Genomic DNA, 13,988 nt, shown 5'->3' with positions numbered 1-13,988 from the left:
AAGTGAGAACTTCATGCGATTCAGAAGGGAACATGTCAATGTCGTTGATCCGGCGCAAACGAAAAAGAGTGTCTATGCGACCGGAATCGGCAATGCGATGGAGTGGTTTGATTTTGGGTTGTACTCCTACCTCGCCGTCATTATCAGTCAAAATTTCTTTAGTGGTGTAGAAAATGATGAACTGAAGCTGGTCTTTACGTTTGCGACGTTTGCGATCGCCTTTTTGATGCGACCACTCGGCGGATTGATCTTTGGACGAATGGGCGATCGTTTAGGACGAAAAGTCGTCTTGACGACGACGATCGTCATGATGGCATTTTCGACCTTGTTGATTGGTCTGCTGCCGACCTACGATCAAATCGGTGTCTGGGCACCGATTCTTTTACTGTTGGCAAGGATCTTGCAAGGCTTTTCGACTGGTGGTGAATATGCTGGTGCGATGGTCTATATTGCCGAGTCTTCACCTGATAAACATCGGAGCGTGTACGGTAGTGGTCTTGAAATTGGAACATTAGCTGGGTATATTCTTGCTTCCGTGTTAGCGACGATCTTGTTCGTCTCTCTATCAGACGATCAAATGTCATCTTGAGGATGGCGTATTCCCTTCATCTTAGGTGCACCACTCGGATTATTTGGTCTTTATCTTCGGCGACACTTGGATGAGTCACCGATTTTCGAGAATGAGATCGATGAGAGTGAACAGGAACAAGCGACGTTTCGGACGATCATCCAAGAACACCGGAAAGACATCATCGTCTGCTTCATCGCCGTTGCTTTCTATAACATCACGAACTATATGTTGTTATCCTATATGCCGTCTTATCTGGATGAAATCATCGGTCTACCGAGTGCAACGAGTACGATGTTAATCACAGGTGTCACGATTATTATGATTCCGCTCGCTTTCTCGTTTGGTCGCTTGAGCGATCGACGCGGCAATCGACGATTGGTACTGCTTGGATTGACGGGGTTAGCCTTAACATCGATCCTCTCATTCTTCCTAATCGGGCAAGACTGGTTGTTATTCGTCGGCATCGGGATCTTCATTATTGGTTTCTTTTTGTCAATTTTCGAGGGAACAATGCCAAGTCTGTTGCCAAGTATTTTTTATTCAGATGTGCGATACCGGACGCTTTCCGTTACCTTTAATATCGCAGTGTCGATCTTTGGTGGGACGACCCCACTCGTCTCGACCTGGCTTGTGCACACGACAGAAGATCCACTCGCTCCAGCCTATTACCTGACAGCCGTCAGCGTCATTGGCTTCATCACATTCTTCTTTTTCTTTGAGAACACAGCAGGTAAGGCGCTCAAAGGATCACATCCGACGGTTGCTTCGGAACAGGAAGTACATGAAGTCGCAAAAAATCCAGAAGATGCGCTGTGGTGGAAAGAAGATGACAAAAAAGAATGACGATAAAACGAACAGTCCCTTACTCGATGGAGTGAGGGACTGTTGCTTTTCATGAATTTGTGATGCAACGTTACGAACGTTTAGCAGACTGAAAGACATGTCTAAGAAAATCAGCAATCCGTTGCCAAGCCTGAAGCGCTACGTTTGCGTCACCGTGATGCGTAAAGGCATGGGGTTGTCCGGCAAATTCCAGGTGTTCGACGTGAACACCTGCTGCTTGAAGTCGTTTAGCATACTGCTGGGCTTCCTGCGCCAGTGAGTCGTGCTCAGCCGTTAAAATGAGTGTTCGCGGTAGTGCTTCAAGTTGAGCCGCATAGAGTGGCGAAGCAAGGTGATGATACGCATCTTCCGCGCGAGCGATGTACATCGCATTGAACTGACGTGCCTGCTCAGTAGGTATGGCTTCTTTAAAAAACGGTTTGTCCGCTGGGTCCGTTGCGAGATCGAGTGGAGGGTAGTCAAGGATTTGAGCAATGAGCGTAACCGGATGTGTCTGCTCAGCGTTCCATAACGATATGGCAGTAGCGAGGTTCCCACCAGCACTATGTCCCCCGATCGCGATACGCGCAGCATCGAGGTGTAGCGTATCAGCATGTTGAAATATCCACTGGACGACCTCATAGGTGGCGAGGACTGGAACGGGGAATGGATGACTCCGGCGCTAACGGGTACTCGACATTGAGAACATGACAGTTGGCGGTCTCAGCGAGAAACAGATTCCATGGTTCATCCATCTCTGGCGTTCCGGTGATGAAGCCGCCACCATGGAAACTGATGAATCCAGGTAACGGTTCTGCTGCATCAATCGGTGAGTGGCACAACACTCGGACATCTCCGACTGAAGTCGGCACGTGTAGCGTAGTCGTGGTCGCTTGCGGTGGATGAGGAGGTGTGACTTGAGGACGTTCCTCATCTGAGCGGATTTGTTTGGCAAGGTCAATCATCTCTTGGCGATTCATCGAATTCCTCCTTTAGGTCTATCTTCATCATACCGAACGGATTGGTGAATTTCTCTTCTGGATTCGTTTTCTTTAGTTGCAGGAAAAAGCAGCCAGAGTTTGATACACTTTTGAAAGAAACTAGAAATCGAAAGGATGGAATGGATGCCAACACTTTACATTACGCGTCATGGCGAGACGGAATGGAACTTAGAAAAACGAATGCAAGGCTGGGAAGACTCTCCTTTGACAGCAAAGGGCAGGCAAAATGCGCGCGATCTTGGTCACCGCTTACGTGAAGTTCATATAGATCACCTTTATATCAGTCCGATTGGTCGTGTCCGAGAAACAGTTCGAATGATGGATCTTGATCCGGCGATTCCGGTCACCATCGACGATCGATTGCGTGAAATGCACATGGGAGCCTGGGAAGGGCGGACGGCGGCAGAAATTGAAGTCGCGCATCCACTTGCGCATGCTGCATTTTGGTAAACGCCGCATACCTACATACCGGAGAGTGGAGAATCCTTTGACGCGGTCCGCGAGCGCATCCTATCGTTTTTGGAACGACTGGCAGACCATGAAGAAGACGAAAACATCTTAATCGTCACCCACGGCATCTTCCTTAACATCTTGCTGACATATCTTCAACGTAAGCCGTTCGCGACATTATGGGATCCGCCGTTCATTCATGGAACGAGTTTGACGATCGTCGAATACAGGGATGGGGAAGCCGTGATTCGATTAGAAGCTGACATGTCGCATGTCATAGCGGACTAAAAAAACGGCGGACTTTTTCTCGGTCCGCCGTTCTCCTTATCGTGATTTCATCAAATAGATCAAAATTGCGCCTTCTTGTTTTCTGACCTTTAGGTGAGGAGAGGATAACGTGTCGATCGAGCGACCGATGATCGATTCTCCTGTCGTATAGCGTTTGAGGAGTAAGGGATAGAACAAAGCATTCGTCTGTTTCTGATCATTGAATTGACCGCTGTCAGTCTGGACGTTTTGAGGTAAGGTATAGACCGTTTTCGTCTCAGGAATACCATTCTTCGTATCAAGCGAATAGGTGAAGGCATGCGAATCGTTGAGCAGGTTCAAATCATACGTCAATTGGAACGGTGTGCGATCATATGTACCGGCAGGAATCAATTTGTCGATCAGCACCTTTGGTGGTTCTGTATCGTCAAATTGGACCGCTTTGAGCTGGAGCGGGCGATCGAGTGCACCAGTTAAGAAAAATGTCCGCTGTTGCTGCGACTCGTCCTTCGTGGTAGAAGGTGTGATCGAAAAGTACGACTTCTTGATCTTGACGGTCTCTTTAGGAAGGACGGTTGCTTCCGTTGTGCAACCAGCAAGCAAGAAGGGGATGGTGAATAAGAGCGCGTAATTCATGACGTGTTCCTCTTTTCCATAGTCATAGTGAATCGAGAAAAAATAAAATATTCAAAAAATTAGAAATGATACCTAGATTATACCAACAATGTTCTTGCTAAATAAAGGAGGAAATCATGAAAGGCAAATGGTTATTAGCAACCGTCCTGCTCGTCGGTTGTACCTCGACGGGGGAAGAGGCCGAATCGACGGCAAAATCGTTATACGTCGCACCAAACGGCAGTGATAAAAATACCGGCACGTTGAAGCATCCGTTTAAAACAATCCGACAGGCGACACTAAAAGCGACTGCGGGTACGACAGTCTACTTGCGAAAAGGAACGTATCAAGAGAAGCTGAACGTTAGACAAAGTGGAATGAAACAACATCCAATCGTCTTTCGGAATTATAAACAAGAAAGAGTCGTCTTAAATGGGGAAAACATTAAAGATCGAGACGCAACCTTACCGATCATCCAGATTAAGGATCAAAAATATGTGACAATCCAAGGACTGACGATCGAAGCCGTTCAGTCGAAACGGTCGGACGCGACACCGATCGGCATTTTGGTCACGGGATCAGGATCACACATCACCTTGAAGAACAATACGGTTCGCCAGATCAAGACGCTCGCGAAAGACGGAAATGCACACGGCATCGCTGTCTACGGAACGAGAGCGATTCGTCACCTGACGATCACCGGCAACCGAGTCGAGCAGAATCGTCTCGGTTTCAGTGAAGCCCTCGTCTTAAACGGGAACGTCAAACATTTCCGGGTGACGAAGAACGTCGTACGTGATAACGACAACATCGGTATTGATTTGATCGGACACGAAGGGGTTGCTCAGTCGAAAAAAGACGACTACGTCCGTGAGGGCGTCGTGTCGGGAAATCGTGTCTACCGGACGTCGAGCTACGGCAATCCTGCTTACGGGAAGGAATACAGCGCAGCCGGTATTTATGTCGATGGTGGGAAGAATTTGACGATTGAGAAAAATCTTGTCGAAGCGAGTGATATCGGGATTGAAGTGACGAGTGAACATGCCGGACGATACGCAGAAGATGTCATCGTCCGCCAGAATGATGTACGGCAAAATGTCTACACCGGAATTGCGATCGGTGGGTATGACACGAAGCGAGGCGGTACAAAACGTGTCCGGATCGAGCAAAATCAGCTGATCGGGAATGATACGAAAGGGCTCGAGGGTGGTCAATTGCTCGTCCAGCATGATGTCCATGACAACACGATCATCGGGAACACATTCGATGGTTCGTTAAGTGTCGCCCATTACTTCAAGACGAGTTCTGGAAATCAGTTTGAAAAAAATACGTTCCAGCATACGAAACGTTTCATGTGGCGCGACACCTCCTATAAGACGGAACAAAGCTTCCTGAGAGCGGTCCGAAAGGTGGAAGGAAGATGAAGTTATCGGAGCGACTCCTCGCTTACTGGATCCGTATACCGAGACGATGGCGGCTTGCAGCGTTGACCGCCTGTATGTTGACGATTTAAACAGTGGAAGGCATTGGGTTATAACCAGTTCGGCGTTGCGACTGCCGACCGTTACCGATGCAATCATCTGTCTCGTTCCGGCGATTCTAATGTTCATGGTATGGAAAACAAAGCGTTCAAATTAACACCTGAATTAATCGAAAATAACAAGGAATTCATTTAATCGTCCTCGAAATAGGGAGGGAACTTCAATTAGTAAGGAGGAAGAATGATGACGAAACTGACGATTCAAGCCGTGATTGACCGTCCGGTCGAGACCGTGTGGGAGATCTGGAACGCACCGGAAGACATCAAACGCTGGAACGCAGCGTCTGACGATTGGCATACGACGGCGTCAACGAATGATTTGACGGTCGGTGGTCAATTCACGAATCGAATGGAAGCAAAAGACGGTAGCATGGGATTTGATTTCACGGGTACATATGAAGCAATCGTTCCTTATGAACGCATTGCGTATGTCCTCGAGGATGGTCGTCAGGTGACGATCGACTTCACTCGAAACGGGGAACAGACCGAAGTCGTCGAATCGTTTGATGCCGAAACAATCAACCCGCCTGAAATGCAACAAGCGGGCTGGCAGGCGATCCTTGATCGGTTCAAGGCGTATGCTGAGTCGAAGTAAATCGTTCGCTTCGTAACTTCCGACCACGGCGATCCGTCAGGGCAGGAATACCACCGCTCTCATAGCGCCGGACCCAGTTATACAATTGTTGATACGACACATCATGCCTTCCGGCGATACGTTGGTAGTCCTTTGCGGCCGCCAAACAATCGAGGACGGCATTGATGCGTTGTTCAAGAGTGTTGGTGGACATGAACGTTTTCCTCCTCATTGAATCGCCCTGGATTCGTCCACGGCATTAAACTAGTGCACATACAATCGGTGGAAGCCATTGGATCAAAGAAAAATTGATGCGTCTCCTGTTGATTCGTTTTGACGATCAGTCGTTTTTCTAGCGTTGGTAAATGCACGAGAAACGAAATCTGACATTCCATAGGCTGCGAGAGAATGGTGGTAGATCGTTTTTGCAAGTGGATAGCTGCTGAATTCGCAGTGACGTATAAGACGTGTCGATTCCATTCCTCTTCGTTGAAAAGTGAATCCATCATCGTGATAAAAGCTTGACCGGAAATGAAGTTCATCGGACGACCTCCTTTCTTATAATGTGTATATCCTGTACATGTTTTTCGAAAACCTATATTTCAAATATTACAAAAAAACCACCTCCAAAAGAGAGGTGGTTAACGTTATCCTGCCAGTTCAAGCATCTGAACGAACGCGACGTCCGGATCGGTCGTCTCGAATCGGTTCAACCAATCCTTGAAGTCGCCTTCGTACAAAATACGACCTTGATGGAGAAAGATGACATGGGCATCGGTATGCAATAGATCGTGTAATTGATGGGTCGAGAAGAGGCACGTTTGACCGTTTGCTGTCATCTGCTCGAAGCGTCGCATGATATGAAGCCGTGTTGCCGGGTCGACCCCGCTCGTCGGCTCGTCAAAGATGTAGAGCGAACGTGGTACTGTCGTCAACAGGGTGACGAACAACCATTTCTTTTCGCCAGCGGACATCTTACCAATTTTCATTTCCCACAGATGAGCGAATAAATCGAGCTCTCGCGGCTGTTTCAGATGACGCGTATAGGTCTCTTGTTTGCGATATGCTTTCAAACGAGCGAGCCGACCGACGAAGACGGCGACATCCTTGCCCTTTAATTCATCCGAGTAATAGATGAATTGCGTCAAATAGAGAATGTCCGAGATATCGGGTAAGTCCAGTTCTCCGGACGTGATCGGTAAGGCACCGGTCATGCAATCAAACAGTGTCGTTTTCCCGGCACCGTTCATCCCGATCAAGACGTTCAGTTTCCCGGGAACAAGCGAAAAGGAGACATCGTGTAACAGATCAGGTGATTTCGGATAGTTGAAGCGTACGTGTTGAACGTGCATCTGAATCCTCCTATCGGGTCAGTAATGACATGAGATTAAAACGTTTGACAGAGAATAGACCAAGTAACAGATAAACGACGAGTACGACGGTCAAGATAAGGAACGATGCTCCCGTAACGTGCTCAGAGACGGCGAGACCAAGTGTTTTCATGACATAAAAAGGATTCAAGTAACTGTACCAGCGATCCGGTTGGTTACTTGCGAACAAGAACAGTGGATACATGACGATGTTGATCAATGTCGACATACTCGAAATCTTAGCCGGAAGCATCGTCAAGGCGATGCTTGCAAAAGCAAGCGGGATGCTGAGCAACAAGACGAGATAAGCAAGTAACAACGTCAAAGGTGAGAAGAAGCTGAATACGAGCATCAGGATCGTCGTAAAGACCGTTAAACTAACGGCTGCGAACACGAGCTGAACGAGTACGAGTGCGAGAATACAACCGATCTTACTACCGGAAATCATGATATACGTTTTCATCAAACCATGCTCCCGCATCCGGGCAAGCTGGAGACCGATGCCATTCACGTAAATCGAAAGTAAGATATAGCCCCAAAAAAGCGCGAGGAACGGGAGGAAACTGCTCTCGGTGAAGTCGAGTCGTGACCCGAAGACAAAGGCGAGAATCAATGGGAAGATCAACGACCAAAAGACCGGAATCTTATCCGTCAGCATGATTTTTAAGTAGAGTATGAAGTAGCTAGGAATCGAATACATATGTGCCTCCAATCAGTGTGTCGAATCAAGCTTATATTAAGTATACGTTCGGAAATGGGAAATAGTTCCTTTGAAAAGAGCTTAAGAATCACCTGAAATCAAACGATGTAACGCATCGACAACAATATGGGGGGCATCCTGTTGAATGAAGTGCCGGCTGTTTGGAACTTCGATCAACAAGCCTTGAATCGACTGTGCAGCAGTTTGTCGTTGCAATTCGTGCCACAATAGTTGCGCCTCACGCGAATAATGATCCTTTTTACCAGCAGACAGAACAACGACTGGAAATGGGTAGAGGATATCGACGTTCGTCGCTTCAATACTCTCTTTAAAATCTTCGTATGTACATTCGAGCGTGAATTGTTTTTTGTATATGGATTGGAACGTGTTTGGCATCACTGGTAAGAAGCATTGAATATAGGATTCTGGTGTTGCATCGATGAGCAATAGCCCATTTATTTCATTTGGATATTGCGATGCAAATTGTCGAACTAACGTGCCGCCATAGGAATGACCAACAAGAATGAATGGTGGTTTGAGAGATAAGATATGAATCAAACGGCGAAGGCGATTCACGCTCTGTCGACTAGTCTCGGAATCATAGGGCATACTGCCACCGATGTTCGTACGGTCATACATCAAGATCGTTCCAAGTCCTTCAACTTGATCCATGATTGGTTGCCAGGTTGAAAGATCTTGTCCATATCCGTTTTCAAAGATAAACGTCGGTTGATTGGAAGTTCCGAGAATCAGACGATAGTGTAACGTCGTTTCAGGTAACGTCATTAAATCGAAAGACATATGATTCCTCCTATTCTAGTGGGAATAAAAGTAAGGATACCAGAAACGTACAAATATTGTAAACTGAAGCAAAGGACAGGAGGTATCATGATGGACTATTTATTAACGTCTGGTGGGATACAAAATCCATCGATTCACAACGCGTTACGCGAGATGCTCGGAAAACCGATTGAGGAATGCAATGCCATCGCGATCACGACAGCTTCCTACGCATTAGGCAGAGGAACGGCCCTCGCTGTCAACTTCATTCAAGGAAAAGATGAGGCACCGATGGTCGATTTAGGATGGAAGTCAGTCGGTCTGTTGGAATTATCAGCGGTCTCGGTAATTGATCCAGCAATTTGGCAACCAGCGGTCGAACAAGCGGATGTCATCCTCGTCAATGGTGGAGATCCACTCTTTCTACATCATTGGTTCGTCGAATCGGGCTTTGATCGACTATTACCGCAACTGACCGGTGTTTATGTCGGGATGAGTGCCGGTAGCATGGTGCTTACGCCACGAATCGGAACGGATTTCGTTGGGTGGAAAAAGACGCCGGAGCAATCGGACGCAACGCTCGGTCTCATTGACTTTTCAATTTTCCCACACCTCGATCATCCGCAGTTACCAGACAATCACTTACAAGCTGCCAAGTCTTGGGCTGAGATATTAACGAATCCAGCTTACGCAATCGACGACGCGACAGCGATCCGTGTCATCGGTTCGAACGTCGATGTAATTTCTGAAGGAACGTGGGTCCAGTTGCGATGAGGACGATCTATTTCGTTCGCCATTGCGAATCGATCAAAACAGGCAGTGATCGAGGGCGGGGATTAACAGATGCAGGTCAAGAACAAGCGCAGGAACTCGTAGCGTTCTTTCAAGCGATACCGATTGATATCATTTATTCTAGTCCCATGCGACGGGCGATGGATTCCGTCCGTCCGCTTGCTGAGCAACGAGGTTTGCCGATCTACGAGGCAGCGTTTCAAGAACGGCGTTTTCAGGAAACAGACGAACGTTTATCGCCTGAACGGCTAGAAGAACTGTTGAAGCAATCCATCAACTGACATTCGATGCAAGCGGGAAAACGTCTCATGAACAACTATTGTAAAATGATTAAATCTGCCCGCTGAAGATGAAACCGAGAAAGAGCAGTAGTAACACGCCAAGCGGAATGGCACAAGCGAGACTGACGTATTTGAGGATTCCCGGTTCGCGTCGTTTGATGGCGACGATCCCGAGTCCGATTCCGAACAGATAAATGGCAAGTCCGATCGGAATCGTAAGCATCGAGTTCGGTCCGAACGACCAGTTGAGCGGCGGGAAAATCATATAGGCGATGAGTAGACCAAGCAAACTAACGAAGATAGAAGCTTTAGCGTATGTCATGTGAGAACTCCTTTTAATTAAGTATGTGAACAAGAATTCGGATTTAAAACGAGAATTCCTGCTTCATTTAGTGAATTTCTTGTTTGGCATTTGAATGAACGGGAACTATATCTAAAAGATACTATCTTTTAGATATAGGAGGGACCGATGCCAAAAGAAAACATGACCCGTTATGCGATTCTCGGACTTCTTGCAAGCGGATGTACGTCTGGTTATGAGATGAAACACACGATTGATACGAGCTTGAATCACTTTTGGAAAATCAGCTTCGGACAAGTCTATCCGACGCTGAAACGGTTAGAGGCGGAAGGATTGATCGTTGAAGAGATCACGGATGGGGAACGGAAACAATTCGCCCTGACGGAAAACGGGCATGCGGAGCTCGCGCGGTGGGTCGCTGAACCGTCCGTCGAACTGCCGGTGCAACGGAACGACCTGTTGTTGAAGTTGTACTTCGCTCGACATGCTTCAAAAGAGGTCACCTTGCAGAAAATTCAGGAGCACGCTCGATTGCTCGAAGAACGGCTTGAGACGTATCAAGCGATCGATGCGATGATTCGTTCTTATCCTGACTCGAATGATGCCGTCTATTGGTTATTGACGCTTGATTATGGCATTCGGAAGACACGGGCGTTACTCGACTGGTGCGACGCTTCCCTTGAGACCCTTGAAGGAGGAAATTGACATGAAACGGATCATTGCGACTCCGAACAAAGACGTCGTCGTGTTCATCATCGGTTTACGGATCAATCGCCTACGTTCTGTCCGGCAGTGGTTACCGACGGTCCAAGCGATGGGACCGATGCTACAAGAGTGTTATGAAAACGATGTCGGTCTGATTTCGCATGAGTCACTTGTCGGTTGGCGTTCCGTGACGTTGATTCAGTATTGGCGTTCGACGGAAGAATTGATGGCATATGCCCATGGTTCCCGTCATTTGACGGCGTGGAAACGATTCAATCAGAAGGCACGGACATCAGAAGCGGTCGGGATCTTCCATGAGACGTTCGAAGTCAGCAATTATGAGTCGATGTATGTCAATCTTCCAACCCGAGGTCTAGCGAAAGCACTCGGGGAGTCGGCGATCAAGCCGCATCAAGAACAAGCAAAAGGGCGCTTAGCCGAGCGGCAATCACAAGAGACGATCTAAATAGACAAAAGACGGGTGCCGAGGCATCCGTCTTTTTAAGTCGCGACTGGTGTGACGGGTTCGAGCATCTCCCCGCAGTTTTGGCAAATATGATCGAGCGTTTTCGTACACGGTTCGCAAAATGTACAAGCGTGCGAGCACTGATAGACCGTCGTTTCAATCGTTTCTTGACACCGGACACAGTTTGGTTCCATAAGTATCACCTCCTGTTACTAGTATAAGAAAAGCATTTTGATGAGCACAGTAGGAGAACATAGAAAAAGGCTATATTTCCCTTTGATTCCATGTTAATTTGAAGAAAGTGGTTTTAATTCGAAGGGAAGATGAAAAATGGACCAAATTGATCAACAGATTGTCCGGATTCTGCAAGACGATGCCCGGATTCCATGGTCGGAACTCGGACGTCAGATCGGATTATCGGCACCTGCCGTCATCGAACGGGTCCGAAAAATGGAGGACGCGGGAATCATCGAAGGATTCCGCGCTGTCATAAATCCGGAAGCACTCGCGCAAGGGTTACTCGCGGTCGTCATGTTCGAAGAGACACGCTGCGCAGGCTTAATTGAATTTTGTAAAGGACATCCAGAAGTCGTCGAGTGTCACCGGCTGACCGGTAGCTATAACTTCATGGTCAAGTTGCAAACGGCGTCCGTTACAACACTGGAACGTTTTCTCGATGACGCATCGGTCTACGGCAAACCGTCGACCTGGATTCGGCTGTCGACGCCAGTGCCGTTCAGAGGATATACGATATATTGATAATAATGTATAATTTTTTGAAAAAATCAGTATAAGAAATAACTAAATTTTGAGGTATTTTATAAATAATGCATTATTGGGAGGGAATAAATTGGATAGAAGATTTTTAGTTTATTTATATGTAGAAAATTTAGGAGAGTGTTTTAAAGAACAGTCATTTAATTTTAGCAGTAACCTTAAATGCTCAATTATTGATGATAAAGTAAATAAAAAAAATTTAATTATAGAAAAAATTAACAATCAAGCAAATTTGTACTTTAGTGATTTTAACATAGAAAGAATTAATTTGATTATTGGAGAGAACGGTAGTGGAAAAACTACAATTTTAGATTCTTTAGGTAGTACAGCTAAATTTAAAATAGGTATTGTAAAAGATATTGATTATAAAAAATATAAATGGTTAGCGATTTATGGAATAGAAAATGAACCAGATAATTATATAATGGAGTACCATAAGATGCCTATTCTATCGAACATTAAGTGGAATGATAATATCAGGAATTATGAATATAAAAATGTAAATAAAGTATCTTTTAAAAAAATTAAAAAGATCGAAAATGAAAAAAATTATGACTTTGAAGAAGTGATAATCGATAATGAATTTCTAGAAAAAAAGAAAATAGTATATTTATATAAAAAAAATAGTGTTAATTCAAATGAGCAAAATATTTTTGATATTATGACTATGGATGAGATTGATCACAATGAAGGTTATAAAAGAGTAATCTCAAAAGAACCATCAACTTTTAACATGATTAATTATATAAACGAGGTCTTAGAAAAAGATAGAAATGTTTTTAAAGGAAAAAATCTACGAGTTATATTTGATGTAAAAAAAGACAAGATGTTTAGCATGTTTAGGATATATCGCAAATCTAGAGAATATAAAAACAATTTAAAGCAAATTTATGGATTTGATATTTCTGATAACCATATAAAAATTCCTAATATCTTAAATAATATTGATATGTTCAAAATATGTTATTTGGAATCAATTGTACTTGAATTAATAAATCAAAAAAAAGTAAAAAATCAAGATTTTTTTAACAACTATTTTGATTACTCTGAAGTAACTAATAATTATATTGAAGATAGAATTGAATTTCTAATGAATATTATTAAAGATACTAAATTTAATAAAGATCAAGAAATTATATTTGATTTAATAAAAATAGTTTTTACTTTTCTTGATGGTATAGCCTTTACCAATTTTGTTCGTAAAGATCGTATAAGTATACCAATCTTTCATAAGCAACATTATAGGGATGATATTATTGAGTATATCGAAAATTTAGTTTTTTTGACGAATAAATATAATGATTCAAATCTCGTATTCGAGAAATCTATAAAAGAATGGATTCCTTTCGAAATTAGGCTTTCTAGTATCAGTAGTGGTGAGTTGCAATACATCAAAAGTTTTTCAAATATTTATGAATCAATAAAATTAATAAATTCTGAAAATGTAGTTGATTATTTAAATTTCATTATTTTATTAGACGAACCTGATATGAATTTTCATCCAGAATGGTCAAGAAGGTATATAAGCACTTTAAATGAAATGTTAAAAAATTTTGAACCGAAAAATAATAATATGAGTTTTCAGTTTATCATTACTTCTCATTCACCATTTCTCATATCCGATGTTCCAAAAGAATTTATTTTATGCATACAAAAAAATGGGAAAAATACTAGTGAAGTCAATCAAGCAAAATATGGATTAATGAGTAACATGTACGATTTAATTAAAGACAGTTTTTTTATGGAAAAACCTGTAGGAGAGTTAGCAAATGATTTTTTTGAAAATATAAAAAAAGATATAGAATATATTAAAATAAATGACAATAATAAAATAATTAATATTGAAAATATAGAAAATATCGAAGGTAAAATTTCTTTAATTGATGATCCAATAATTAAAAACCTTTTAGAAAATTTTTTGGAGGAAACTATTAGAGAAGTTAAAAAATCTAAAGATTTTTTACTATGACGGTTTG

Annotated in this window: 18 protein-coding genes and 2 pseudogenes; 10 read left to right on the top strand and 10 right to left on the bottom strand. The window is 44.0% G+C overall.

Going from position 1 to position 13,988, the window contains the following annotated elements; genetic code table 11:
• Positions 1 to 13 precede the first annotated feature (13 nt).
• A pseudogene (locus MKY22_RS08745) lies at positions 14 to 1,414 on the top strand (MFS transporter).
• A gap of 70 nt (positions 1,415 to 1,484) precedes the next feature.
• Here the strand turns inward: MKY22_RS08745 and MKY22_RS08740 are convergent.
• Positions 1,485 to 2,018 (bottom strand): alpha/beta hydrolase fold domain-containing protein, encoded by a 534-nt coding sequence (locus tag MKY22_RS08740; RefSeq protein WP_341090108.1) that lies wholly within the window; start codon positions 2,016 to 2,018, stop codon positions 1,485 to 1,487.
• Positions 2,019 to 2,031: 13 nt separating this feature from the next.
• Entirely contained in the window at positions 2,032 to 2,373 is a 342-nt protein-coding gene (locus MKY22_RS08735; protein ID WP_341088349.1) for an alpha/beta hydrolase, read from the bottom strand.
• A 135-nt stretch (positions 2,374 to 2,508) separates the two neighbouring features.
• On the opposite strand from MKY22_RS08735, the pseudogene MKY22_RS08730 reads away from it, so the two are divergent.
• A pseudogene (locus MKY22_RS08730) lies at positions 2,509 to 3,132 on the top strand (histidine phosphatase family protein).
• Between the two features lie 36 nt (positions 3,133 to 3,168).
• Here MKY22_RS08730 and MKY22_RS08725 read toward each other — a convergent pair.
• Positions 3,169 to 3,747: a hypothetical protein gene (locus MKY22_RS08725; RefSeq protein ID WP_341088348.1), complete on the bottom strand. Its 579-nt coding sequence runs from the start codon at positions 3,745 to 3,747 to the stop codon at positions 3,169 to 3,171.
• 116 nt (positions 3,748 to 3,863) lie between these two features.
• On the opposite strand from MKY22_RS08725, the gene MKY22_RS08720 reads away from it, so the two are divergent.
• The gene (locus MKY22_RS08720; RefSeq protein WP_341088347.1) at positions 3,864 to 5,150 is read left to right on the top strand and encodes a right-handed parallel beta-helix repeat-containing protein; all 1,287 of its coding nucleotides are present in this window, start codon (positions 3,864 to 3,866) and stop codon (positions 5,148 to 5,150) included.
• A 300-nt stretch (positions 5,151 to 5,450) separates the two neighbouring features.
• Entirely contained in the window at positions 5,451 to 5,861 is a 411-nt protein-coding gene (locus MKY22_RS08715; RefSeq protein ID WP_290750681.1) for an SRPBCC family protein, read from the top strand.
• Here the strand turns inward: MKY22_RS08715 and MKY22_RS08710 are convergent.
• The 5 genes from MKY22_RS08710 to MKY22_RS08690 form a co-directional block, all read right to left on the bottom strand.
• Entirely contained in the window at positions 5,836 to 6,054 is a 219-nt protein-coding gene (locus MKY22_RS08710; protein ID WP_290786729.1) for a helix-turn-helix domain-containing protein, read from the bottom strand. The genes MKY22_RS08715 and MKY22_RS08710 overlap by 26 nt on opposite strands.
• On the bottom strand, positions 6,035 to 6,382 hold the full coding sequence (locus tag MKY22_RS08705; protein WP_341088344.1) for a hypothetical protein: 348 nt from the start codon (positions 6,380 to 6,382) through the stop codon (positions 6,035 to 6,037). Before MKY22_RS08705 ends, MKY22_RS08710 begins: the two co-directional genes overlap by 20 nt.
• A 105-nt stretch (positions 6,383 to 6,487) precedes the next feature.
• The gene (locus MKY22_RS08700; RefSeq protein ID WP_023468433.1) at positions 6,488 to 7,192 is read right to left on the bottom strand and encodes an AAA family ATPase; all 705 of its coding nucleotides are present in this window, start codon (positions 7,190 to 7,192) and stop codon (positions 6,488 to 6,490) included.
• A 10-nt stretch (positions 7,193 to 7,202) separates the two neighbouring features.
• Positions 7,203 to 7,910: a hypothetical protein gene (locus MKY22_RS08695; RefSeq protein WP_341088339.1), complete on the bottom strand. Its 708-nt coding sequence runs from the start codon at positions 7,908 to 7,910 to the stop codon at positions 7,203 to 7,205.
• 81 nt (positions 7,911 to 7,991) lie between these two features.
• Positions 7,992 to 8,711, bottom strand: coding sequence for an alpha/beta fold hydrolase (locus MKY22_RS08690; RefSeq protein WP_341088338.1), 720 nt, complete (start codon positions 8,709 to 8,711; stop codon positions 7,992 to 7,994).
• 90 nt (positions 8,712 to 8,801) lie between these two features.
• Between MKY22_RS08690 and MKY22_RS08685 the strand changes: the two genes are divergently transcribed.
• Entirely contained in the window at positions 8,802 to 9,464 is a 663-nt protein-coding gene (locus MKY22_RS08685; protein ID WP_341088336.1) for a Type 1 glutamine amidotransferase-like domain-containing protein, read from the top strand.
• Positions 9,461 to 9,763, top strand: a complete 303-nt coding sequence (locus MKY22_RS08680; protein ID WP_341088334.1) for a histidine phosphatase family protein — start codon at positions 9,461 to 9,463, stop codon at positions 9,761 to 9,763. Before MKY22_RS08685 ends, MKY22_RS08680 begins: the two co-directional genes overlap by 4 nt.
• A 49-nt stretch (positions 9,764 to 9,812) precedes the next feature.
• Here the strand turns inward: MKY22_RS08680 and MKY22_RS08675 are convergent, their stop codons facing one another.
• Complete coding sequence (locus MKY22_RS08675; RefSeq protein WP_341088332.1) at positions 9,813 to 10,085, bottom strand: hypothetical protein; 273 nt, start codon at positions 10,083 to 10,085, stop codon at positions 9,813 to 9,815.
• A gap of 147 nt (positions 10,086 to 10,232) precedes the next feature.
• Between MKY22_RS08675 and MKY22_RS08670 the strand changes: the two genes are divergently transcribed.
• Positions 10,233 to 10,769 (top strand): PadR family transcriptional regulator, encoded by a 537-nt coding sequence (locus MKY22_RS08670; RefSeq protein ID WP_341088329.1) that lies wholly within the window; start codon positions 10,233 to 10,235, stop codon positions 10,767 to 10,769.
• 1 nt (position 10,770) lies between these two features.
• On the top strand, positions 10,771 to 11,235 hold the full coding sequence (locus MKY22_RS08665) for a DUF4188 domain-containing protein (RefSeq protein WP_029341806.1): 465 nt from the start codon (positions 10,771 to 10,773) through the stop codon (positions 11,233 to 11,235).
• Between the two features lie 35 nt (positions 11,236 to 11,270).
• Here the strand turns inward: MKY22_RS08665 and MKY22_RS08660 are convergent, their stop codons facing one another.
• Complete coding sequence (locus MKY22_RS08660; protein ID WP_323679517.1) at positions 11,271 to 11,429, bottom strand: DUF1272 domain-containing protein; 159 nt, start codon at positions 11,427 to 11,429, stop codon at positions 11,271 to 11,273.
• A 136-nt stretch (positions 11,430 to 11,565) separates the two neighbouring features.
• On the opposite strand from MKY22_RS08660, the gene MKY22_RS08655 reads away from it, so the two are divergent.
• Together MKY22_RS08655 and MKY22_RS08650 are read left to right on the top strand one after the other, a co-directional pair.
• Positions 11,566 to 11,994, top strand: coding sequence for an Lrp/AsnC family transcriptional regulator (locus MKY22_RS08655; protein WP_341088326.1), 429 nt, complete (start codon positions 11,566 to 11,568; stop codon positions 11,992 to 11,994).
• Positions 11,995 to 12,085: 91 nt separating this feature from the next.
• On the top strand, positions 12,086 to 13,981 hold the full coding sequence (locus MKY22_RS08650; RefSeq protein ID WP_341088325.1) for an AAA family ATPase: 1,896 nt from the start codon (positions 12,086 to 12,088) through the stop codon (positions 13,979 to 13,981).
• Positions 13,982 to 13,988 lie beyond the last annotated feature (7 nt).

This window comes from Exiguobacterium sp. FSL W8-0210 (genome assembly GCF_038006045.1).
Taxonomy (GTDB): Bacteria; Bacillota; Bacilli; order Exiguobacteriales; family Exiguobacteriaceae; genus Exiguobacterium_A.
The sequence above is the reverse complement of the archived record's forward strand: the minus strand, read 5'-3'. Positions and strand labels throughout refer to the sequence as shown.

Excerpts from the sequence above, each read along its gene's own strand:
- MKY22_RS08735 (WP_341088349.1), bottom strand. The coding sequence starts at position 2,373 with ATGAATCGCCAAGAGATGATTGACCTTGCCAAACAAATCCGCTCAGAT.
- MKY22_RS08725 (WP_341088348.1), bottom strand. The coding sequence starts at position 3,747 with ATGAATTACGCGCTCTTATTCACCATCCCCTTCTTGCTTGCTGGTTGC.
- MKY22_RS08720 (WP_341088347.1), top strand. The coding sequence starts at position 3,864 with ATGAAAGGCAAATGGTTATTAGCAACCGTCCTGCTCGTCGGTTGTACC.
- MKY22_RS08715 (WP_290750681.1), top strand. The coding sequence starts at position 5,451 with ATGACGAAACTGACGATTCAAGCCGTGATTGACCGTCCGGTCGAGACC.
- MKY22_RS08710 (WP_290786729.1), bottom strand. The coding sequence starts at position 6,054 with ATGTCCACCAACACTCTTGAACAACGCATCAATGCCGTCCTCGATTGT.
- MKY22_RS08705 (WP_341088344.1), bottom strand. The coding sequence starts at position 6,382 with ATGAACTTCATTTCCGGTCAAGCTTTTATCACGATGATGGATTCACTT.
- MKY22_RS08700 (WP_023468433.1), bottom strand. The coding sequence starts at position 7,192 with ATGCACGTTCAACACGTACGCTTCAACTATCCGAAATCACCTGATCTG.
- MKY22_RS08695 (WP_341088339.1), bottom strand. The coding sequence starts at position 7,910 with ATGTATTCGATTCCTAGCTACTTCATACTCTACTTAAAAATCATGCTG.
- MKY22_RS08690 (WP_341088338.1), bottom strand. The coding sequence starts at position 8,711 with ATGTCTTTCGATTTAATGACGTTACCTGAAACGACGTTACACTATCGT.
- MKY22_RS08685 (WP_341088336.1), top strand. The coding sequence starts at position 8,802 with ATGGACTATTTATTAACGTCTGGTGGGATACAAAATCCATCGATTCAC.
- MKY22_RS08680 (WP_341088334.1), top strand. The coding sequence starts at position 9,461 with ATGAGGACGATCTATTTCGTTCGCCATTGCGAATCGATCAAAACAGGC.
- MKY22_RS08675 (WP_341088332.1), bottom strand. The coding sequence starts at position 10,085 with ATGACATACGCTAAAGCTTCTATCTTCGTTAGTTTGCTTGGTCTACTC.
- MKY22_RS08670 (WP_341088329.1), top strand. The coding sequence starts at position 10,233 with ATGCCAAAAGAAAACATGACCCGTTATGCGATTCTCGGACTTCTTGCA.
- MKY22_RS08665 (WP_029341806.1), top strand. The coding sequence starts at position 10,771 with ATGAAACGGATCATTGCGACTCCGAACAAAGACGTCGTCGTGTTCATC.
- MKY22_RS08660 (WP_323679517.1), bottom strand. The coding sequence starts at position 11,429 with ATGGAACCAAACTGTGTCCGGTGTCAAGAAACGATTGAAACGACGGTC.
- MKY22_RS08655 (WP_341088326.1), top strand. The coding sequence starts at position 11,566 with ATGGACCAAATTGATCAACAGATTGTCCGGATTCTGCAAGACGATGCC.